16 protein-coding genes and 1 tRNA gene are annotated in these 21,265 nt (G+C 40.6%); 6 read left to right on the forward strand and 11 right to left on the reverse strand.

The window, feature by feature from the left end:
- Positions 1–319 precede the first annotated feature (319 nt).
- Complete coding sequence (locus AB4140_RS09470; protein ID WP_303414319.1) at positions 320–970, reverse strand: YidC/Oxa1 family membrane protein insertase; 651 nt, start codon at positions 968–970, stop codon at positions 320–322.
- Positions 971–2,127: 1,157 nt separating this feature from the next.
- Here AB4140_RS09470 and AB4140_RS09475 point away from each other — a divergent pair.
- Positions 2,128–3,348 carry a DcaP family trimeric outer membrane transporter gene (locus AB4140_RS09475; RefSeq protein WP_241904075.1) on the forward strand — a complete coding sequence of 407 codons (1,221 nt, stop codon included), beginning with the start codon at positions 2,128–2,130 and terminating at the stop codon, positions 3,346–3,348.
- A gap of 162 nt (positions 3,349–3,510) precedes the next feature.
- Here AB4140_RS09475 and AB4140_RS09480 read toward each other — a convergent pair whose 3' ends face one another.
- The 5 genes from AB4140_RS09480 to rmuC form a co-directional block, all read right to left on the reverse strand.
- A complete protein-coding gene (locus AB4140_RS09480) occupies positions 3,511–5,595 on the reverse strand; it encodes a transglutaminaseTgpA domain-containing protein (RefSeq protein ID WP_372000729.1) in 2,085 nt (694 codons plus the stop codon).
- Positions 5,592–6,710 (reverse strand): DUF58 domain-containing protein, encoded by a 1,119-nt coding sequence (locus tag AB4140_RS09485; protein WP_372000731.1) that lies wholly within the window; start codon positions 6,708–6,710, stop codon positions 5,592–5,594. Before AB4140_RS09485 ends, AB4140_RS09480 begins: the two co-directional genes overlap by 4 nt.
- A 17-nt stretch (positions 6,711–6,727) precedes the next feature.
- Positions 6,728–7,639: a MoxR family ATPase gene (locus AB4140_RS09490; protein WP_102439756.1), complete on the reverse strand. Its 912-nt coding sequence runs from the start codon at positions 7,637–7,639 to the stop codon at positions 6,728–6,730.
- Between the two features lie 299 nt (positions 7,640–7,938).
- Positions 7,939–9,873: a transglycosylase SLT domain-containing protein gene (locus tag AB4140_RS09495; protein ID WP_102439757.1), complete on the reverse strand. Its 1,935-nt coding sequence runs from the start codon at positions 9,871–9,873 to the stop codon at positions 7,939–7,941.
- Positions 9,874–10,092: 219 nt separating this feature from the next.
- Positions 10,093–11,574, reverse strand: coding sequence for a DNA recombination protein RmuC (gene rmuC, locus AB4140_RS09500; protein WP_102439758.1), 1,482 nt, complete (start codon positions 11,572–11,574; stop codon positions 10,093–10,095).
- Positions 11,575–11,769: 195 nt separating this feature from the next.
- Here rmuC and msrP point away from each other — a divergent pair, with 195 nt between their 5' ends.
- Positions 11,770–12,804, forward strand: coding sequence for a protein-methionine-sulfoxide reductase catalytic subunit MsrP (gene msrP / locus AB4140_RS09505; RefSeq protein ID WP_102476121.1), 1,035 nt, complete (start codon positions 11,770–11,772; stop codon positions 12,802–12,804).
- On the forward strand, positions 12,804–13,451 hold the full coding sequence (gene msrQ, locus AB4140_RS09510; protein WP_303503780.1) for a protein-methionine-sulfoxide reductase heme-binding subunit MsrQ: 648 nt from the start codon (positions 12,804–12,806) through the stop codon (positions 13,449–13,451). Before msrP ends, msrQ begins: the two co-directional genes overlap by 1 nt.
- Before the next feature lie 132 nt (positions 13,452–13,583).
- On the opposite strand, the gene AB4140_RS09515 is transcribed toward msrQ, so the two are convergent.
- The 4 genes from AB4140_RS09515 to AB4140_RS09530 form a co-directional block, all read right to left on the reverse strand.
- Positions 13,584–13,931, reverse strand: coding sequence for a hypothetical protein (locus AB4140_RS09515; RefSeq protein ID WP_303414302.1), 348 nt, complete (start codon positions 13,929–13,931; stop codon positions 13,584–13,586).
- Between the two features lie 343 nt (positions 13,932–14,274).
- Positions 14,275–14,351 (reverse strand) — tRNA-Pro (locus tag AB4140_RS09520).
- A 198-nt stretch (positions 14,352–14,549) separates the two neighbouring features.
- Positions 14,550–16,340 carry a DUF3413 domain-containing protein gene (locus tag AB4140_RS09525; RefSeq protein ID WP_372000734.1) on the reverse strand — a complete coding sequence of 597 codons (1,791 nt, stop codon included), beginning with the start codon at positions 16,338–16,340 and terminating at the stop codon, positions 14,550–14,552.
- A 76-nt stretch (positions 16,341–16,416) separates the two neighbouring features.
- Positions 16,417–16,635 (reverse strand): YejL family protein, encoded by a 219-nt coding sequence (locus tag AB4140_RS09530; RefSeq protein ID WP_076536859.1) that lies wholly within the window; start codon positions 16,633–16,635, stop codon positions 16,417–16,419.
- 265 nt (positions 16,636–16,900) lie between these two features.
- Between AB4140_RS09530 and yejK the strand changes: the two genes are divergently transcribed.
- Together yejK and corA are read left to right on the forward strand one after the other, a co-directional pair.
- Complete coding sequence (gene yejK / locus AB4140_RS09535; RefSeq protein ID WP_102439763.1) at positions 16,901–17,929, forward strand: nucleoid-associated protein YejK; 1,029 nt, start codon at positions 16,901–16,903, stop codon at positions 17,927–17,929.
- A gap of 200 nt (positions 17,930–18,129) precedes the next feature.
- Complete coding sequence (gene corA, locus AB4140_RS09540; protein WP_102439764.1) at positions 18,130–19,077, forward strand: magnesium/cobalt transporter CorA; 948 nt, start codon at positions 18,130–18,132, stop codon at positions 19,075–19,077.
- 101 nt (positions 19,078–19,178) lie between these two features.
- Here the strand turns inward: corA and AB4140_RS09545 are convergent, their stop codons facing one another.
- Positions 19,179–20,441, reverse strand: coding sequence for an HD-GYP domain-containing protein (locus AB4140_RS09545; RefSeq protein ID WP_372000737.1), 1,263 nt, complete (start codon positions 20,439–20,441; stop codon positions 19,179–19,181).
- Positions 20,442–20,564: 123 nt separating this feature from the next.
- On the opposite strand from AB4140_RS09545, the gene AB4140_RS09550 reads away from it, so the two are divergent.
- The gene (locus tag AB4140_RS09550; protein WP_372000739.1) at positions 20,565–21,263 is read left to right on the forward strand and encodes a 2OG-Fe(II) oxygenase; all 699 of its coding nucleotides are present in this window, start codon (positions 20,565–20,567) and stop codon (positions 21,261–21,263) included.
- The last annotated feature ends 2 nt before the right edge of the window (positions 21,264–21,265 follow it).

Consider the following 21,265-nt stretch of genomic DNA (forward strand, 5'->3'; position numbering starts at 1 on the left):
GTTATTTTTGGTGATTAATGGTGAAATATTCAGTCCTTTGACAGGGATCGTCCATCAGTAAATGAATTTTGGTGTTGGCAACTCACGAAGGCGTTATGTTATAAGTTTAAAGTAATGGGTGGCTTTATATTTTGTATCACATCTAGGGTTTAAGCGCTAAATAAGCAACCAAATTCGATAAGAATTGGTTGGTGGGATTAGCTTGTTTTTGTGCTGTTGAGGGGTACTTAATGGAGAATGTTGGAGACACAAAATTTAGAGAATGGCTAGTTGATAAAAGGTCAGAATAATGTTTATTCTGACCTTTTATCTGTTCAAATTAAATAGCTTTATATGTGTCTTGTTGATGAAAGAATTTAGTAAGCACCAAGGATTGAAATAAACTCGTCACGCTAGATGTAGCCCAATATAAACCGATAGCGGATGGAAAGCTTATTAAGGTAACAACACAAATAATAGCGGGGATTATAAGCAACAAAGTACTGGTCTGCTCCGCGCTACCTGGCATCATAGTCATAGAAAAGTATGTAATAACGCCAACAAGCAATGCCAGTGCAACATCAGGTTTTGCAATGTTAGCAATCCAAGCAAATTTACTATTAAACACTATCTGTTGAAGGGCTTGGAACATGCATAACCCAAAAGCACCCTGACTGACAATATTAACTGCACTGCTTTTATCCAGAATTTTAATATTGTGTTTTTTATATAGTGCCATTGTACATTTAGCTATTTCATTTGGTTTGTCTTTATATATTGTTTTTATTTCTTCTAACTCTGGTTTTATTGCAGATATCGCTTTTTTATTTCTATACATATTCGCCATAGCTAAAACGTTAATAGGCATTAAAGCTAAGCGGCCAATTAGAGTAAACAATATTATTGCTACGGCCTCAGTCACACCAACTTCGTTAGTAAAAAAACCAATAGTTTGTACAATAAAACTGGTGAAAAAATTCCAAATATCCATTTACACTTCCTTGTTTGACATATTATGTCTAAGTTAGCTTTTGAGACATATTATGTCAATTGTTTTTTATTTGACCATTTAGTGAATGAAATATGCAGGAACTAAGAAAGCCTTCAATTTTTACTGAGATGACTTAACAACTTATTGGGCTGGATTTAGACTAAGAAAAAGGTAAAAGGCTCTGATCTCGACGTGATTTACGTTAAGCGCATTGGTTAAGTTATGGGAAACACATAGCTTCAATTTAACTTATTGCCTGCCGCAGGCCTATGTGCAGATACAACTGCGAGACGCTGCAAGTACATCCTTGTAAGCTCTGCCAAAACGTCCCTGTTTTGGAAGCTCGCTGCTGCATCTACACCGGAATTTTCATATCTTCGATTTAACTTTATATATTGCGTTTAGTAACAGCGAAAAAAGTTGAATATCTATTTGTCTCTGGCTCAACTTTAATTGAGGCATCGAGAAAAGGCCGTGAGCTTGGCATGGATGCCAAGCTAGCTTTCGTTGGGCCAGGGAAGGCCCATCGGAAGCGTTAGGTTTTTTCGACAATGACCGAAGCCATCTACAAACGAAGTCAAAAGCTGGATTAATCCCCATCGAAAATCATGCGTTTTTCAGCATTTTTCGTCTGGGGCGCTGAGGGATTGTTAAGGGGGACAAGCGCTTTTCCCCTTGGCTCTGGTGTGGGCGAAGCACCACGACTTTGATCTAATCATTAATCTAAACGAAGTTTAGAAATAAACAGACCCATCTTAACCTTCCTAAATTAGCGCTTAAGCAACCGTTGATGAAACACCATTTGTGTCACCGATAAATGTTGGTATTGAAGCGTAATAAAATGCTCTCTAAATGCCTGAAAGTTATCAGCCAATCCCCAGTAGATTTACTTCTTTATTTAATAAGCGTTAGTCAACATTCTGGCATTAATGTCAAAATGCTACCGTTGTCACTTTAAATACAATTATGGAACCAAGATTTAACTTATTGGTTACAGCTTGGTTGTTTTTTCCAAACCCTATTGCAATCCTCGTTTTGGAATTCATTCCAGTTCTATGATCACATCATTGATTACACATAGTTTCTCTGTGAGGCACCTTCTTTAAAGCTTAATTATTAGAGAAGGTTTTTTTAACAATAAAAATAATGGTGATGTGATGAAAAAACGTTTATTTCGAAACAATAAAAACTCGGCAAATAGTCAATTTAATCATACCAAAATAGGATTGAATTTAATTGGCGTATTGATTGGGAGTGCGCTTTCTGTGACTGGTGCAAACGCGGCAGTTATTGAAAATACCGATGTACAATTTGGTGGTTATATTAAAGTCGACACCATGTTCAGTGATTATAGCCATGGTGCACCAGATTCAGGGTCTATTTCTAGGCAGTTTTATGTACCTGGGACAATATATGGCGTAGAGGGTAACGGAAATCAGGTGGTCGATTTTCAGGCGAGAGAAACACGATTTAACTTTAAAACGATTACAGATATTGATGACCATAAGTTAACCGGCTTTATCGAACTGGATTTTATGACTCATGCTGACGGTAACGAACGAGTGTCCAACAGTTATTCGCCACGTATTCGTCATGCATTTGTGAGTTTTGATAATTGGACTGTTGGTCAATCATGGACCACTTTTCAAAATCCAGCCGCTTTACCTGAGAACCTCGATTTTGTTGGCGCTGCAGAAGGCACCCCATTTGTACGCCAAACTCAAATACGCTATACCAATGGCGGCTTTCAATTATCTGTAGAAAACCCTGAAACCACCTTAAATGGTTACCAAAGCCCTAGCCGAATTCTGAGCGGTAGTGGCATGGTACCTGATGTTGTTGCACGCTATAACTTCAAAACAGAGGCTGGTGCTAAATTGTCTGTTGCTGGTATTGCAAGGCAACTCAATATTGAAACTCGCATTAGCGATACTCAATTTGATGCAACGGCTTTGGGTTACGGCGTTAGTTTTAGCGGTATTTTACCCGTAGGTGCAGATGATATTAAATTTACTGCGACTTATGGTGAAGGTCTTGGCCGATATATGGCGCTCAATTATGTCAATGCGGGAGTTATCGATGCCGATGGCGATATTGAGGCGATTACCTCTTATGGTGGTTTTATTGCTTATCGCCATTGGTGGAATGACCAATGGCGTACCAGTGTGACAGCGTCAGCGTTTAGCGCGGATAATGATGTCAGCTTGATGGGCGAAAATGTTAATAAAGACTCATATTCTGGCTATGTGAATTTACTTTATTCACCAGTGAAACCATTAACTGTGGGTGTTGAATATATGTACGCTAAAAACAGTAAAGAAAACGGTATTGAAGGCGAACTTAATCGGGTGATGTTTTCTGCTAAATACGTGCTTTAGTTTACTTATAATTAGTGAGAATAGATATATAGCGAGAACAGAGACATAGCATGAGCCTGACAGCAGTCAGGCTCGATTTTAAGTACGTTTACAGGCCGATAGTAAGTGCTAGCCTTGTTATATACTATGTTAAAAATAATCAAATGGCCTTTGATTACCACATTAATTCATTAAATTCCTTTTCAGCTTACTAAAGTAGCGTTTAAACAACCTTTGGTGCAAAACAACTTGTTTAGCGCTCAAAGGTTGATATTGCAAGGCTATAAAGTGTTCAGTCATTTTGTCAAAATTAGCCACCAGTTGTGGTTGCTGCTCACTAAATGCTTGCTGAATAAACTGGGCATAAGCTTGTGGTGGCATCGCATCACGTTGAAATCCTTTATTCGCAAGCTTTGCGCAAATAAGGTTATAGCGTTTGATGCAAGGATCTTGTTTGGGCTGCAGTTTAAACACGCCAGCAAAATAGGCAATGATAAGGGCAATGATGATAAAGCAGATGATCATCATAATAGCCACTTTACTGCTGCTGACATTGCCAAGGAGTTTGGCTAATACTTGTTGCTGGCGTTGCTCATCAAAACCCAGTACCCACACACTCCAGTAAAAATCGATGCTCGCCAGTTGCAGGCGAATATTGTTTAACCACGGAATATTTTTGACCTGTAAACTGGTAAATAGGCTGTCTTGTAAGTAACTGTCTTGGCCTGTAAACGTGGCATCAAAGCCGTCTAATACTCGCTCTGGGGCAATCATGGCGGTGGGGTCAAACCTTACCCAGCCTTGGCCTTCAAGCCAAACTTCAGTCCATGCATGGGCCATGTATTGATAGATGCTGTAATAACCGGCTTTGGGGTTATATTCGCCGCCTTGGTAACCGGTGACCATTCTGGCAGGTATGCCACTTGAACGGGCGAGAAATACTAGCGCTGAAGCGTAGTGGGAGCAAAAGCCTGCTTGGTTAGTAAATAAAAAGTCATCTACTTGCTGTTGGCCAAGCTTTGGCGGGCTTAAGGTGTAGTAAAAAGCCTGCTCAGCAAAGTAACCCATCATGGCATTGATGCGGGCTGCTGGCTGTGGGTAATCCTTAGCAAATTGGGCTGCCAACTGGCGAGTTTGTGGATTGCTATTATTAGGAATGGCCAAATTTATCTTGCTGATGTCTGGCGCGAGTTTGGCATCAAGAGCGCTACTTGGATAAGAGCTCACTTGGTAACTTAAGCGTTGATCAATGTTGCGCAGTGAGAATAGCCTAAAGTCGGATAACTCGACAATGTGCTCAGATTGACTAAAAGCCTGATCTAAACCAAACAACCATTTTTGATAGGTCGGCTCGGTGATCACTTGATAAATTAATGGCGCAGTAAGACCTGCTGAATTGGGCTTAGCGCGCTTAGGTTTATTGCCATAGGCGCTACGTTGTTCATTTTTACGATAAGGCGACTGACTCCAGCGTTGACCATCGTAGTTTTCCATGACCAGTGTGCGCCAGTACAGTTGCTCATTGCTAATGAGTTGCTGCTTATCGGTGTTATTGAGTTCATTTTCAAAACCGACTCTAAATGCCAAATTCGGCGAGCGGGTTAACTTACTAATATCCCCTAATGCAATTTCATCTGACAGGCCGGTAGTAGCATTTTTCATGCTGGGGGCTAACCACAATGGTGGCAGCCTTGGAAACACCACAAAAAGCAGTATGGCTAAAGGCAAGCTTTGGGCAAACAATTTCATCCCGAAGCGAAAGTTCACCTTGCGACTTGAATGCTGATAAATACTGATTAAGACACAGGTATTAATGATGACGACAAAGCTTAGTTGCAGGGTGTCGAGTATGGATTGACGATCTAATAGCGCAAAACCGATTAAGAAAAAGCCCACCAAAACCACGACTTTAACATCGCGCACTTGGCGCATTTCGATGTATTTAAGGGCATAGCCGAGCAGTAACAAATTAACTAATGCGTTTAGTAAACCAATTTCCTGTGATACTAAAGCCAAGGTGACAGCGGCGCCAATGGCTAGCCCTGTGACTAATACTTTAGGAGGCGCCGCTACCTTGCCAAGGTAAATTCCCACACGCCACACAAAGCAAATGGCGCAAATGCCGATGCTCCATAAGGTGGCATGCTGGTATAACGGTGATAGCACCAATACATTGGTAATTAATAACCAAAAGAGGGTATTACGACCAATGTTCTCATTAAATGGATCATTTAACTGATGTTTTAACGCCTCTGAGCCTTGGGTCATTTTCTGTTCCCCACTGGGTGTTTATCAGTAAATGCTGACGTTGACTCAGGTGTATTTGTTGACTCAGGTGTAACTCTTGGTTCTGTTGTAATTGCTGGCTTAGCTACTGAACCATAAAGCGCAATCATTTGCTGACATTGTTTTCTGTGTGACTCGCCACTGTCTTGTTCGATAATTTGTTGGTTTAATGCCAAGCCAAAAACTTGCTGCGATTGAGATAAGGCGTTGACTTGCCACGCCAGCTTACTGAGTTTTTGTTCAAGACTATCACCGAGGGTGTCGTCTAAACTTAGCCACACCGGTTTGCCTTCAGGTTGGGCAAATTCTTTTGTTAGCATTCCGCGCCCTTGTGCCCATTGCTTCCACGCCACTTGTTTAAGTGACTCACCTTCAACGAAGGTTTTAAGGCCTTTATAGTCATCAACCCCTGGTTGTAATTTACCGTGTTCAAATTCGGTTTGATTGTCATTATCTAAACTGGTTAACGATACATGGGTGGCCAGCGGCGCGGCATAAATAATATGCTGGATATTTAAATCCACATAGGACCAAGTGTTAAATAACCCCAGTGGGAAACTGGATGAGACGCGAATTCTACCGGGGTTAACTAGGCCTCTGGATTGCGCGGTACAGCTGACGCTGGTATCGACGCCTTCAGCGACATCGGTAATGCGGCTATGGCGCTCATTAGGTAGATTCAAGCAAATTTGCTGGTGGCTGGTTTGGCTGTTGTCTTTGTTGATTTTACTGGATAATACAATCGGAAAGGCCAAGTTTTGGTTGGCATAAGTCTCAGGCGGGGTTAATGCTGTTAAGGTTAAACCTGCAAGATTTTTATAGCTGTAAATAATGCAACTATGGAACACACTGGCCAGCAATAAACTTAAGCCGATCACCAAATTGTTTTGATAGTTGGTGCCAAATAAATACAGCACCACTATCAGCACAAACCAAGCGACGCCAAAGCCACTGGGTAAAATAAAAATACTTTTATGGCTTAAGGTAATTTGTTTGTTCGCCGGTATTCGCTTATCTAGCCACTTTGACCAGCGCTGCTTAATCGCGGCGGGGATCAAGCGTGAATACCATTTTTTTGCTGCCTTGGAATTATTCATCTGCAATTAATTTCTGCTTAGCTTATTGGGTTAACGCGTGCGAGAATTTGATCTGACAGCGCTTGCCCCTGCAGTTGGCTATTGGTTCTTATGCGGTGCTCTGCTACGCAATGAAATACGGCCTGAATATCTTCTGGTACCACATAATTACGATGATTTAATAGCGCCCAGGCTTTAGCTGCGTCTAGCAGTGCAATACTGGCCCGAGGCGATAGCCCATTGCCATCGATTTGCTGACGAGAGTATTGGGCAAGATTGATCAAATACTTAAGCACAGCATCAGAGGCACTGACTTTTTGTACTTGTTGTTGCAAGCTCATTAGCTCGGTTGGGCTTAAGCATTGTGTGAGCGGCGGGGCATCGCTGCGCTGATGTAGTCCTTTTAGCATGGCTAACTCAGCATGTTCATCTGGGTAGCCAATAGAAATGCGCATCATAAAGCGGTCAAGTTGCGATTCAGGCAGCGGGAACGTCCCTGATTGCTCAATGGGGTTTTGGGTAGCGATAACAAAAAAAGGCTGTGGCAATGTGTGTGTTTCACCATCAATGGTGATTTGTCTTTCTGCCATGGCTTCAAGTAAGGCACTTTGGGTTTTAGGGCTGGCGCGGTTGATTTCATCGGCTAATAACATTTGATTAAAAATCGGCCCTGGGTGAAATTCAAACACTTGATTTTGTTGCTGGTAAATGGATACCCCTAGAATATCAGCGGGTAACATGTCACTGGTAAATTGAATACGTTGATAGCTCATGCCCAGTGAGGTGGCTAAGGCCTGAGAAAGACTGGTTTTACCCATGCCAGGTAAATCTTCAATCAGTAAATGACCTTTAGCGAGAATGCAGGCTAGCGCCAGTTTGATTTGCTCAGGCTTACCTAATAATACCGTTTCTAATTGGCTTAACAGCGATTGTAGTTTTGTTGCTGACACTAAACACTCCGTTAGTTAACAAAAAGGGCCTAATTAAGCTATTTTGCTAACAAGTACATCGAATGGCTTACGTTAACCTGCCAAAGATAATAAAGGAAGATATTCAGTGATAAAAAATGATAGCTAAACTCTGTGATGAGTTTAACTATCGTGGCAGTGAGTTATCGGTTTCGAACACTACTCACGACAGCCTTAGTAAGTCTTAAGCGGCGTTAAAGTGGCTAAGCTATTAAGCTAAGGCTAATGGCTATTGGTTAATGACAAAGTGACCAATAAACACATTGCCGCCGTCAAATCTATCAGTAAGCAAACTTGCGTTCGGCTTCGCTGAACATAGGGGCATCGCGACCCTCTTGTTGCTGATAGATCATTCTATAGCTCAGTACGGCTTGCACATATTCCCGGGTTTCCTTAAAGGGAATGGTTTCGATAAAGCTCATGACATCCAGTTTTCCGTCAGACTCTTTTAACCAACGGGTGACCCTGTGGGGGCCGGCATTATAGGCTGCTGTGGCGAGCACGCGATTTTGATCAAACTGTTTGAGCAATTGGCCGTAATAAGCGCTACCAAGTTGAACATTATAATTTACCTTATATAGGTCATTTTTATTGTTAAATTTGAGCTTATTTTTTCGGGCGGTTTCTTTTGCTGTTGCGGGCATGAGTTGCATTAATCCGCGCGCACCCACACCCGAGGTGGCATAAGGGTAAAACGCACTTTCGCGGCGGGCGATTGCGCGTATTTCATCTATCTCAACCTGATATTTTTTACTGGCTTGTTCAAATTCGTTTTGGGCGGCGTTAGGAAAGCGCAATTGCAAACTATTCCATTGTCTGGCTTGTATGCTGGCTTCGACGCTATAATCAAACCAGCCATTTTTAAGGGCGAGTAGGCCATATTCAGCCTTCATCGCAGTATCATGGCGGCGCAGCAAATGAACCCATTCACTGCGAGCATCGCGGGTTTTATCGATGGCAATCAATTCGATAATTCTGGCAAGCCCTGGGTCATCATGAAGTTTTTTGGCAAGCAGTGGCGATGACTGTAACTTGTCATTATTTAACGCCAGCGGGGCCTTTATGGATTGGGCGGCGTAAAAACCATAAAAATTACGTGCTTGGCTAAGTTGCTTCGTTATCTTGTCTGCTTGGGTTTTATCTGTGGTTTTATTTATGCGTGCGCTCCAATACTGCCAGCGAGAGTCATCAATGACATCATCACTGAGTAAGGTTAGATAGTGTTTGATTGCTTTTGTATCTTGCGCTGCGATTGCCCAGCGCAAACGAATTTGAAATAAGTCATCAGAGTCTAAAATCGGTAAGCTTGCATCAATGTGTTCCAGTAAATCAGCTTCTTTTCTGATTAATGCTCGGCGGACAATATAACGATTAAGTTGTTGGCCTTTGATGGCATTAAAACGGTTAGCTTTATCATATTTCTTATATAATTTTACCGCTTGTTTTAAGTCTTTTCTGGCAAGTTTTCTGAGCCCAACATTAACAATATCCGCCACAATGGGCGTTTTAGAAGAAAACTTTTTGGTATTACGTAGGCTGTTGGGATCGCGATAAACTGAAATTAGTAAATCGGCCTCAGCTTTATTTTTGGTGATTTTTCTGGATAGGTATTGGGTTAAGCCATATTGGTTTTCATTAAAACTAAGTAACATTCTTGACCAAATTAATGCTTGGGTTCTTTTACCGGCCTTGGTCCATTGACTAAATAACACATCACAAGCCTTGGGGCGTGAGCGACCATAAAGCCACAGTTTTTCAGCGCCGTCATAAGCGATGTTGTTATTGCCTTGAGATAATTGAGCGCGGTAATAGTAACACTGCAAGGTGACATCATTAGGGGCGTTAGGTGAGATGGCTAAAAAGTTTTGCCACTGCTTTTTCTCGCCAGCATTTTTCAAATAGCGATAACGTAAGCCGTTATAAAGCGGAGTGGTATTAAACTGCTCGATGGCTTTATGGGCCTGAGTTCCACTCATTTTTATAATGTCGGCTACTTGCTCATGGTAATCAAGGTAGACAGTTAATGGGTAATCACCCAACTGCTTACGTAGCTTTTGGTATTGGTTGAGCTGTTGTTTATCTAGCGCTTTGCGGGCATCAAGATACAATTGTTGCTGGGGGCTTAAACTTGATTCTTCAGCATGGGCGAGATTAACGCTAGCTGACAGCCACAATAACCCTTGAAAAAATACAAAACTAACCAATATGTTGCGCATAATAATGAGAATCTCCGCCTCAGTATGACATCTTTTGCGAACCAAACTGTTTGAATCTAATTAATAAATAGTATCTATTAAGCTGCATTATCAATATTAGCCAAGTGTCTATTTTTGCTTAAGGTGTTGCCACCTCAAGCCAAAGAATAGTGCAATTAGCTATAATTGCTCATAAAAATTGCTCATAAAAATTGCTCATAAAAACTGAATTAAAACCGCTTATGACTCTTTAGAGTCATCTAAGGCTTTATTTATTAGTTGAGGATCAAGGTTTTTACTGGTTTCAACGCCCAACTTTTGCATAACATGGGCTTGCCTTATTAAATTACCTTTACCTTGGGACAGTTTATTCATTGCTTGCTGGTAGGCTTTATCGGCAGTGTCTAAAGCGCGGCCAAGTTTATCCATGTCGTCAACATAGCTGCATAATTTATCGTAAATTTTACCTGCTTGGGCTGCGATACTTTGGGCATTTTGGTTTTGGTACTCATAGCGCCAAATATTGTTAATGGTGCGCAGTGCTACTAATAAGTTGGTTGGACTGACTAACATAATATTATGATCGAGGGCGAAGTTCACTAAGCTAGGATCTGACTCCAGAGCCAGTAAAAATGCAGGTTCTATTGGAATAAACATTAATACATAGTCGAGACTTTTTAGGCCGTGTAGCTTGTGATAGTCCTTATGGCTTAGGCCTTTAATGTGTTGACGAATAGACAAAGCCAGCTCTTTTATCGCTTGTTGCTGTACTAGCTCGTCTTCACTATTAAAGAAGCGCTCGTAGGCAATTAATGACATTTTGGCATCAATCACCACATCTTTTTGTTCAGGAAGGTGAACGATGACATCAGGTTTAAAGCGCTTACCTTGATCGTCTTTTAAATCTTGCTGAGTATGGTATTCATGGCCTTCACGTAGACCACTTTCTTGTAGGACCCGCTCAAGGATGACTTCACCCCAATTACCTTGCTGCTTGTTATCGCCTTTGAGCGCCTTAGTAAGATTGACTGCATCTTGACTCATTCGCAAATTAAGTTCTTTGAGTGCATCAAGTTGATGTTTAAGGGCGCTGCGTTCAGTTTGCTCCTGGCTATAGGATTCTCTAACTTGTTGTCTAAAGCCTTCTAGCTGCTGTTTTAATGGCCCAAGCACGCCATCCATTTGGCTGACATTTTGCTTTTTAAAGTTTTCTGACTTCTCCTCGAAAATACGATTCGCCAGATTTTCAAATTGCAGTTTTAGTCTTTCTTCGGCTGATTCTAGTAAGGCGATTTTGTCATTTAAAGCGGTTTTTTCGATATTAGCCTGCGCTTGAATGCTTTGTTGAATCGCATTAGATTTAGACAGTGCTAGCTGGGTTTCCATGAATTTACGCTGGCCATCGTTTAACTGTTGTTCTAGTAATGGCACTCTTTCGGCAAAGGCTTCCATTTTAGCTAATTGACCAATCAATGACTCGAGCTTATTTTGAGTGAGCATTAGCGCATCTTGTTTGTCATCAATTTGCTCTGTAAGTGATTGCTGTTTAATTTCAAATTCAGCAGTTAATTGGCTCATTTCTTCAGCAATGCGTTGTCTGTGTTGCTCCCAGCGCTGACGGGTTAATCGCTGATTAAGTAGTGCGCCAATTAGAAGAGATAAAAAAGCGACGGCGGCTAAAACGATAATTTCGGGGATAGTTAAACTTGTAGGAAATGTCATGCAAAAAACCTGCAAAAAATGATGCTTAAGATTCTCATGCAGGGCAGTACACTGCAAGGCTCAAAAGGACTAATTAATACTTAAGCGCTTAATTATTAAACTCAAAACATCAAAATAGTAAACTTTTTGAAATTTTAACGCGTATTAGACTGTCTACTATTTATATCAAATGATAATAATTGAATGAGGTGACCTATGGTGTCAAAGAAAGGTTTTTTCAAAGGCATTGCCAACCCACCATCATGGGCATTAAAAGAAAATCAAGTCACTCCAGAAACGGTGTTTCGGGATCGACGCAATATCGTTAAAGCCTTGGGGCTAGGCTCGCTCGGGGCTAGCTTGCCGGGGCAAGTGCAGGCGGGTTTGTTCGATTTATTTGGCAGCGACGATAAACCTGCGTTTGCGGTGCAAGGTATTGATTATACAAAGCCTAGCCGCTTTCAAATCAATGATAAATTAACCCCAGAAGATAAAATTACCCGTCACAATAATTTCTATGAATTTGGCACTAATAAACAAGACCCGTTTGAAAATGCGCAATCATTTCAAGTTAATCCCTGGGAGCTTAAAATTGAAGGCTTAGTGGATAAACCGTTAACCTTAGATTTGAACGACTTAACCAGTAAATTCGCCCTTGAAGAACGTATTTATCGCTTAAGATGTGTAGAGGCGTGGTCAATGGTGGTGCCTTGGGTAGGGTTTTCATTGGCTGAGTTATTGAAAATGGCAGGGGTATCTAATAAGGCAACTCATGTGGCCTTTGAGACCTTGTTTGACCCTGACCAAATGCCAGGGCAGCGAAATCGTTTAATGGGCGGCGGGATACATTACCCTTATGTAGAAGGGGTAACCATTGCTGAAGCCATGAATGAATTGCCATTTCTTGCCGTAGGCTTATATGGTAAAACCTTGCCGCCGCAAAATGGTGCGCCAGTGAGGTTAGTTTTACCTTGGAAGTATGGCTTTAAGAGTATTAAGTCCATCGTTAAAATTCGCGTTACCGATAAACAGCCACCTACCAGTTGGAATCAATTAGCGCCAAGCGAATATGGTTTTTATGCCAATGTGAATCCGCAGGTTGATCATCCTCGTTGGTCGCAGGCCTCTGAGCGCAGTATTGGTGAAGGAGGCTTGTTTTCAGCCAAACGAATTCCAACACAAATGTTTAATGGTTATGGTGAGTCTGTGGCTGGTTTATATAACAATCTCGATTTGAGGAAGTATTATTAATGCGCTTAACCCCGGGTGGTTTATTGTGGTTAAAAGGGCTTTTACACCTTAGTTTTATCTTACCGGTTGTTTATTTAATTATGCTGGTATTGACCGATAATGCTGGTGGCGATCCGGTGCAATATATTATTCATTTTACCGGTATGGGCGCGATAAATGCTTTGGTGGTGACCTTAATGATCTCACCACTGGCTAAGCTGACTAAACAAGGCTTGTTATTGCAAACAAGGCGGCTAGTGGGTTTATATGTATTTGCCTATGCTTGTCTACATATTAGCGCCTTTATCAGTTTAGATTTGCTGTTTGCGTGGGGCTTTTTAGTTGAAGAAGTCATTAAACGGCCTTACATTTTAGTCGGATTTAGCGGTTTTATTATTGCATTATTACTTGCGGTGACCTCTTTTAAAGCATTAAGGCGCAATATGGGCAGGCGCTGGCAATCATTACATAATTGGATTTATGTGTTAGCGATATTGGCGCCGTTTCATTTTTACTGGTCGGTCAAATCTGAGATTATTGAACCGAGTATTTATATTGCTGTGATAGCGTGCTTGTTATGGCTAAGAAGACGCCAAATTAGTCACTGGTTAATGCCGAAATCAAAATTGAGACCGAAAATTAATACGAATGCTAAAAGCCAAACCTGAATATTTAAGGTTTTGAGTAGTTGAATTTTGAACGCTTAAGCTTAAAGGCTATAAGCTTGAAGATTTAGCTGATGACATAAAAATACCGGCAAAGTGTCGGTATTTTTATGGCTAGCATTTATTGAAAATCATTTATCTAAATAAGCTTTGTTTGCTTCTAGCTTGTTTTACTAAGCCATTGACCGAGTAACTGGCAAATAGACTAAATAACATTACCCCAGTCATAATCGCAGCAAGGCGCAGCCAAGGTTGCTCCATGTCTATTCGTAGATCAATATATTGAACAGTGCTTACGCCCCATACCGCGATGGTACCTAATACCAGGCCGATTTGGATTACTCGGTTTAAAAAGTTGCTTTTAAAAGCGAGTAGTAAAGGCATAACCGCACAAGTGATTGCTAATGGCATTTGAGCGTAACGCAAAAAGTGTGCGCCAAGTAACATGTACGCTAAGGTGATTAATAGTACGCGCCACCACATAGGGATTCTCCGAAAAGCTGACAATTACTTAATGAGCTTCTTAAGCAAGGGTGTTGAAAGATGACGCAATATAACCGATTTGCTAATGCTAATTTCTAATCTCTATCACATATTCAATAGAGAATAGTTCTTTAGGTGACAAAGCTTGCTGAAAGCGCTGAAAGTGAGATTTAAGGATTAAATCAAGGCTTGGGGTTATGTGGTGATATTGTCATTGTATGGCAAGCACAGATGAAGTTATTAAGGTAATTTAAGCCTCTGAGCTTAATAATGAGTATTGATTTTATGTGTTATTTAGGCAAACGAGAAACTTAAAGAAGGGGTAACGCTAAAGCAGAAGAATTGGTCGGGATAACAGGATTTGAACCTGTGATCTCTTGTCCCCCAGACAAGCGCCTTACCGGACTAGGCCATATCCCGAACGTCATTCTTTAGCTAGATTACCTAGAAGGTATTTGCGCCGCAACAATAAAATGCAAAATTGAATTTAAATGATTAATAAACAGGCATTTGCTTTGTGGCTTTTACATCTTTAGTTATCTTTTGCTTGGAAAATAGGCAATATTTCTGACGATTAAACCGAGATTGAGTTAAATAGCATCAACCACGGTTCAATGGTTATTTATTGTAAAGCCTTCGACCTTCGCGCATGACCTGAATTAGCTCAGGAGCACTGAGTTTTCGCTTAAGACGTTTTTTGTAGTCGATATCATAAATTCGATATTTTCCATGTCTGCCTAGAACCGTAATCTCATCTTGTTGGTATATTGCAAAGGTGCTGCTATCACCGATATAGACCCAGCTCTTCTCACTGGGTTGTAATAGGTTGTATCCAGAGCTGTAATCGGTGATCGGGTTATTACAATGCAGTGCTTGCCCCATGATTGTCGGTACTACGCCATAGTGGCTAGTACGATAATTTACGGTATCAGAGGTTGTTTTAGGCCAATGCATGACAAAGGGCACTTTGACATTAGCAGGTGAAAGATCCTGATTAACTTCACTAGGATTACTACTGAAAATTTGCCCATGGGTACCGGTGACAATGACTAAGGTTTGATCATCAAGGTTAGTAAGCAGTTGTTGTATTTGCTGATCGATAAAGAATAGCGACTGCCTGTATTGGTTATATAGCACTTTTTCAGCAGGTTTTAAGCTTAGATGGGGCTTAACAGTTTCAATGCCTAAAAAGCCAATTGGGGTGTCATAGTGCTTAGTGGCAGATAAGTTTACCAATGAAAACCACGGTGAGGCTTGCTGAGCTTGCCATTGAATAAATAGCTCAGTATTTTTGATGTCGGTTTGCGCGCTGCCAATATCGCTATGGCTTAGGTGCATATCCATACCGTCAAAAATGGCATGGTTGGCTAATTCGTCGGCATTGTCTTGGGGCATAAATACCGCTTGATGATAGCCTTGTTCTGACAATACTTGGGTTAATACTGGCGCAGTATGCTCGAACGCTTTTTTATCACTATAGCTCCCTTGTAAGCCATAAAGTAAGGCAAACATACCGGTATTAAATTGGTTGCCACCACTAAAGTGTTCAGTGAATTGCTTATTTTGCAGCTGATACTGGCTGAAAAACGGCATTGTTGCCGAGTTCACCATATCAGCTCTTAAACCGTCAATCGAGACGATTAGGATATTTTGTTGTTTTTGCGCTTTGCATTGCAGCGCAGCTATTGGGTAATTCAGTTGTTTTGATTTTGTTTGATAGGTCTTATCTGGCGCAGTGGTGCCTTCAATACCATGACTTTCCATAAATGAACGTGCCGTTGCCGGATAAGACAATGGCATGGTGTCATCAAAACGGGTAATTTGAGTGACATCATTAGCATCTGCCCAAATATGGATAACATGACTACTGACAAAACAAATACCGATAAAGGCTATGACTTTATTACCTAACTGCTTTTTCTCTATTTTTTCAATTCGTTTCCACTGAAAATTCGCGGCTGTGAGCTCAATTAAAATAATGCCGATAGGAGTAGCAATATAAGAGGTGTTACCTAATAGGGCATTGAGATCTGACCAGGCTAAGTCAAAAGCGAATGGACTTAAGTGAATACCATAATCATCAAATATTACGGTGTCATAAAGTAAAATACATAAGCCGAGGGTTGCGATTAAGGCAGCATAACCCCGTAGGATTTTTGAATAAGGTAGTAATAATGTGGCAGGAAAAAGAAAAACGACGTAAACAATAAAAGCCAAAAAGCTAAAATGACCAATACTGCTAATGGCTAAGTAACCCCAACCTATGAGGGTTTCAGGGTAACCCACACTACTGAGGTATCGCGTTCCCACAATAATGGCTAACAAGCCATTAAAGAAGGCAAACCAGTGGCCCCAGTTAACAAGACGTGACACTTTGTCACGGGTCATTTGTTTTTTGCGCTCAACCATGCGGTATCGTTTTCCTAATTCGTATTAATCAAAAATAACAGGATAATTGATTAATTTAAATGCCTTTTAATGATACTTAACTGGTTTTTACAGATTGAGCCAAGGCTTTAGCGAATTGCTCTGCTACTGCTTGACGAGATTCACTGGGTACCTTGTTTTCCAATAAGTGAGAAACGCAGTTACCTAGCACCATCAAGCTTAAATCTGTAGGCGCTTGATGCTTATTCAGCACTGCTAATAGCTCAGAAATTAATGCTTCAACTTGGGTGTTGGTGTATTTAGATTGGATAGCCATATTCGAAATCGTTCAAAAAGTAATGAATTAGCACGTGATTATATCGGATTTAAAGCTGATACGCTGCAAGTTTCTGTTGCTGGGTGTTAGTGATTATGGGGTTTATAGCTGGTGTTTTCTAAAGCGGACAGAACATCAGTTTAACCCTTGGATCTCAGGAGATGCATTTGACGTAATTTGACGGTTTTATTTTTAGATTTTTGAACACGGTCTGTTATGATATCTACCGCTATTTCGCTTCCATCACAAAGATCAGTTAGGGCTTATGAGCATTAATATCGAACAAGCAATTATCCATGAAATTTCTCAAGATAGTCAGGGGCAACTAAGTTGTCGTTTAAGACCTCAGCCACTATTAAATAGCAGCGCCGTAGAAGCGATGTTAGAAGAATTACACCAAACCTATACCGGTAAAGCGGGTAAAGGTTTTGGCTTTTTTGGAACCCACGGCGAAGATGGCGAAGCAAACCCCGCTTTTTCTGATGCATTAAGTGAATACCGCAGTGGTGAATTAGGCTTTGTTGAGTTTAGCAGTGCTGCCAGTAAGCTTTTACAAGAAGAACTCGCTAAATATGATTTTAGCCAAGGCGGTTTTTTATTAATGTCTTGCTATACCAACATGACTAGCGATTATTTGTTTGTCGCCTTGCTTAATGCCAAGCCTTCAATGACGGTACTTGATGATATGGAGTTGTCGCAAAATAATCATCTTGATTTAACTAATGTCCAACTTGCCGCCAGAATTGATTTAACCGAATGGCAAGCAGACAAAGCTTCACGTAAATATATTTCATTTGTCAGAGGCCGCGCGGGCCGAAAAGTGGCAGACTTCTTCCTTGATTTTATGGGCTGTGTTGAAGGGGTAAATACGAAAGCGCAAAATAAAACCCTTATGCATGCAGTTGAAGATTTCGTAGCTAGCAGCGAATTAACCAAAGATGAACGTCAACAGTGCCGCGACAAGGTATTCGAGTATTGTTCAGAAAGAGCTGATGAAGGCGCTGATATTGAAGTCAAAGATTTAGCGGATGAACTTGCCGACTCTGGTATGGATTCGTTTTATGACTTTGCCTGCGGTGGATCTTATGAACTTGATGAAGAGTTTCCAGCAGATAAGGCCAGTTTACGTACCTTGAAGAAGTTTTCAGGTACCGGTGGCGGGGTAACATTAAGTTTTGATGGCGGCCATTTAGGTGAGCGAGTTATCTATGATCCTATTTCGGACACGATTTTGATTAAAGGCGTGCCTGCAAATTTAAAAGATCAATTAGACCGTCGCCTAAAAGGTGAATAAAGCAACGATTTACAATTAAAGTGTCCAAATGGGCACTTTTTTTTGCACTTAATTTAAAGATTTAACGATTTCAGCACATTATTTAGGGGATTTGGCTATTTTTACATTTTTATCATGGCAATGTGTGTTCTTTTTAGTACACTAGCCAGCAAACTTAACCTATTGTCAGTGGACGAGAAATCGACCACATTGGGGGATACATGATTACTGCCTATGTTTATGAAAATCGCAAGTTAACTGTTCACGAATTAAATGTTCGAGACAGTATTCCCGATCGAACATTGTGGTTAGATATGTTTAAACCCAATGATGATGAAAGGGAATGGCTAAGTCGGTTTTCGGTAGAAGAAGTACCCGAAGAAGAAGACATCAATGAGATTGAAGCATCAGCTCGTTTTTTCCAAAGTAAAGATGGCTTACACATCAATTCATTATTCCCCCAACGTGTAGGATCAGACGTTAGAGGCATTAACGTTTCTTTCAATTTACGTAAGGATTTTTTGCTGACGATACGTGAAGAGGATATCGGTTTAATTCGCTTGCTGCGTAACTACTTACGCTTAGGTCGCTTAGATGTCAGCTCTCCTCAGGGGTTAATGCTGGAACTTTTCACCCTTAAAGTCGATTACCTGTCTGATTTAATTGAAGATGTATATTCAGTGCTTGAAAGTGTCGGCGAGCAAGTGTTCGAAGACCAAGAATTAGATGATGTGTTTAAACTCATTACCTTACAAGAAGATTCAAATGGTAAAATTCGCTTAAGTTTGCTCGATACTCAGCGGTCTTTACGTTATATCCAACGTTATTATCGCGAACATTTATCTGAAGAAAATATTAAAGATTTGCGTGAAATGCTATCTGATATTGAGTCATTGATGCCCCACAGCCAATTTATTTTTGATAAGTTAAACTTTTTGCTGGATGCGGCGATGGGCTTTAGTGGTATACAACAGACTAAAATTATTAAGATATTTTCGGTTGCAGCAGTAGTGTTTTTACCGCCAACGGTTATTGCCAGTAGTTATGGAATGAACTTTACCAATATGCCTGAACTAGATTGGCGTTTTGGTTATCCCATGGCCATAGGAATGATGCTCGCGAGCGCCGCAGGTACGTATTTCTTCTTTAAACGTAAAGGCTGGCTATAGCGCTTTTATAAAGCTGATGACTTTAAAGCCATTAACGCAACCGTTAATGGCTTTTTTTGTTGGGTCGATGCTGATGTTAAAACGCAAACTTAGCTATTCGATTATGCATTGCCAATGGCATAACTTATGTTTTCTCTTGGGCTTAGGTACTTGAAGATTTTTTCGGGTAATGCAGAAGCTGGCAAACAGCGCACAATGCTGATGTCTTCTTTTTCTAAATCAATAATTGGTGCTTGCTCTTTTGGTACTATAGGGTCGTAGAGCATAATTTGCGGAAATAATATCTTGCTTAAATTTACTGACATTACCATGCCAAATTGACCACTTGAAAGCTCGATGAGGCTGCCCGGTGGATAAACACCGATAGTTTTGATGAGCTTACCAACGTACTCAGGGTTAAGTTTACTTTTATAATTTTTGTAAAGTAGCCCCAAAGAAGCATAAGGGGTTTTAGGTTTTGATAACTTAGTACCGTTACACAAGTTATCGTACTCATTAATAACACTTATTAGTTGCGAGTATTTGTCTAACTGATCGCCTTTTAGGCCTTTGGGGTAGCCAGAGCCGTCAAGGTACTCATGATGATTAGTAATCATGGGTTTAGCCTGTTCAGGAAAGCTGTCAGCTAATTTTAAAAAGTTGAGGCTCATCAAAGAATGCTGTTTTAATAAGTTCTTTTCCGGCGTCGTTAGCGGCAATTGTTTGCTCAAAATATTACTGGGGATTTTTAGTTTCCCCAGATCATGAAATAACGCACCAAGGCCTATAAGTTCAATTTCATCACGAGGCCAGTTTAAGTTTTTAGCCAGCATCATACACATTGTCGACACATTGAGTGAATGATGGAAAATGACATCATTGGGCTTTGCATCAGTCATTAAATGCAGCACCAAATCATCAGAACTCAATAGCATATTGGTCATGTCTGTGATCATTTCTTTTGCATCACTGACCGAATTTAAAGGGCGACTGCCAAGCTTTGATACGCTTGAGCGCATCATGGCGATAGAACGCTCAAATTGCTGTTCGGTTTTTTTCAAATTGCGGCGTAACTTTTTTTGGGCATCGATTTGAATCTGTTTGTAAGATTCCATTTTAGCTTTAATCTGTTTTAGCTCCTCAGGATCAACCACTGTACTAGCGTTTTTATTCGCTGAGGGTTTTAAGTCAATTAACCCTAAATCACTGCGCTCGGCGTCATAATAAATATCGTTAATATTGAGGCTTTTAAGTAATTCAATTTGTGACTGGGATTTTAGTTTGAAATTACTAAATAAAAATGGGTGATCTTTCCATGAAATAGGTAGTCGAATGAAATGACCTACCTGAAGCTGATTAATTGAAATTTTTATGTTTTTGTTCATAGATTAAAAGAGTATCACCTGATTTATTGTTTTATTTATAGCGGTTATGTGGATGCACTTTGCAGTGCAAAACATTCCGTGGCAGCATGATATCATTACAATATTAAAAAGTGCCTATAGATTATGGATTTTATTGACGTTATACCCAATGCTATTAGTGATGATTTGTGCGACAGGTTACGAAATGCTTTTGATAATCACTCTGGAGTGACTGAAGGAAAGACAGGACAGGGTGTCGATAGGGATAAAAAACGCAGTTTAGATTTAACCTTAGACTTGCACAATAACTTAACCCAGCTTAAAAATGAGTTATTACAGTTAACATTAACCCATGCGGCAAACTACTTCAGCCAGTACCCTATGGCACTCATGGGTGCGGTATCTGTCACCATCGCCAATGATAAAGGTGAAGCTGTTACGCTAAATCCTGATAATTTTTCTGACCTAGGGGCGAATAAAGCCAAAGCGATAACGCAATATTTATACCGCAGTGGTACGGTTAATGTGCAAAAATATCAGCAAAGTTTAGGTGGTTACCCTCATTGGCATTCAGAACACTTTCCGCAGTCTGGTTCCCATGAAGCCTTGCATAGGGTATTACTTTATATGTATTACCTTAATGATGTTGAGCAAGGCGGTGAAACTGAGTTTTATTATCAAAATAAAGTCATTAAGCCTACAAAAGGTACTATGGTGATTGCCCCCGCAGGCTTTACCCACACCCATAGGGGCAATATCCCTATCAGTGATGATAAATATATTGCCACCTCATGGATAATGTTCAATCGCGCTGAGCAACTTTATACCGCGCAAGCGAAGTGATG

It is taken from the genome of Shewanella sp. 10N.286.51.B2 (assembly GCF_041469265.1).
Lineage (GTDB): Bacteria > Pseudomonadota > Gammaproteobacteria > Enterobacterales > Shewanellaceae > Shewanella.

What these genes read in the sequence shown, in the direction of transcription:
- AB4140_RS09515 (WP_303414302.1), bottom strand. Translation starts at nt 13,931, where the DNA reads ATGTGGTGGCGCGTACTATTAATCACCTTAGCGTACATGTTACTTGGC.
- rmuC (WP_102439758.1), bottom strand. Translation starts at nt 11,574, where the DNA reads ATGACATTTCCTACAAGTTTAACTATCCCCGAAATTATCGTTTTAGCC.
- AB4140_RS09495 (WP_102439757.1), bottom strand. Translation starts at nt 9,873, where the DNA reads ATGCGCAACATATTGGTTAGTTTTGTATTTTTTCAAGGGTTATTGTGG.
- msrP (WP_102476121.1), top strand. Translation starts at nt 11,770, where the DNA reads ATGGTGTCAAAGAAAGGTTTTTTCAAAGGCATTGCCAACCCACCATCA.
- AB4140_RS09475 (WP_241904075.1), top strand. Translation starts at nt 2,128, where the DNA reads ATGAAAAAACGTTTATTTCGAAACAATAAAAACTCGGCAAATAGTCAA.
- AB4140_RS09525 (WP_372000734.1), bottom strand. Translation starts at nt 16,340, where the DNA reads ATGGTTGAGCGCAAAAAACAAATGACCCGTGACAAAGTGTCACGTCTT.
- AB4140_RS09485 (WP_372000731.1), bottom strand. Translation starts at nt 6,710, where the DNA reads ATGAATAATTCCAAGGCAGCAAAAAAATGGTATTCACGCTTGATCCCC.
- AB4140_RS09470 (WP_303414319.1), bottom strand. Translation starts at nt 970, where the DNA reads ATGGATATTTGGAATTTTTTCACCAGTTTTATTGTACAAACTATTGGT.
- msrQ (WP_303503780.1), top strand. Translation starts at nt 12,804, where the DNA reads ATGCGCTTAACCCCGGGTGGTTTATTGTGGTTAAAAGGGCTTTTACAC.
- AB4140_RS09480 (WP_372000729.1), bottom strand. Translation starts at nt 5,595, where the DNA reads ATGACCCAAGGCTCAGAGGCGTTAAAACATCAGTTAAATGATCCATTT.
- corA (WP_102439764.1), top strand. Translation starts at nt 18,130, where the DNA reads ATGATTACTGCCTATGTTTATGAAAATCGCAAGTTAACTGTTCACGAA.
- AB4140_RS09530 (WP_076536859.1), bottom strand. Translation starts at nt 16,635, where the DNA reads ATGGCTATCCAATCTAAATACACCAACACCCAAGTTGAAGCATTAATT.
- AB4140_RS09545 (WP_372000737.1), bottom strand. Translation starts at nt 20,441, where the DNA reads ATGAACAAAAACATAAAAATTTCAATTAATCAGCTTCAGGTAGGTCAT.
- AB4140_RS09550 (WP_372000739.1), top strand. Translation starts at nt 20,565, where the DNA reads ATGGATTTTATTGACGTTATACCCAATGCTATTAGTGATGATTTGTGC.
- yejK (WP_102439763.1), top strand. Translation starts at nt 16,901, where the DNA reads ATGAGCATTAATATCGAACAAGCAATTATCCATGAAATTTCTCAAGAT.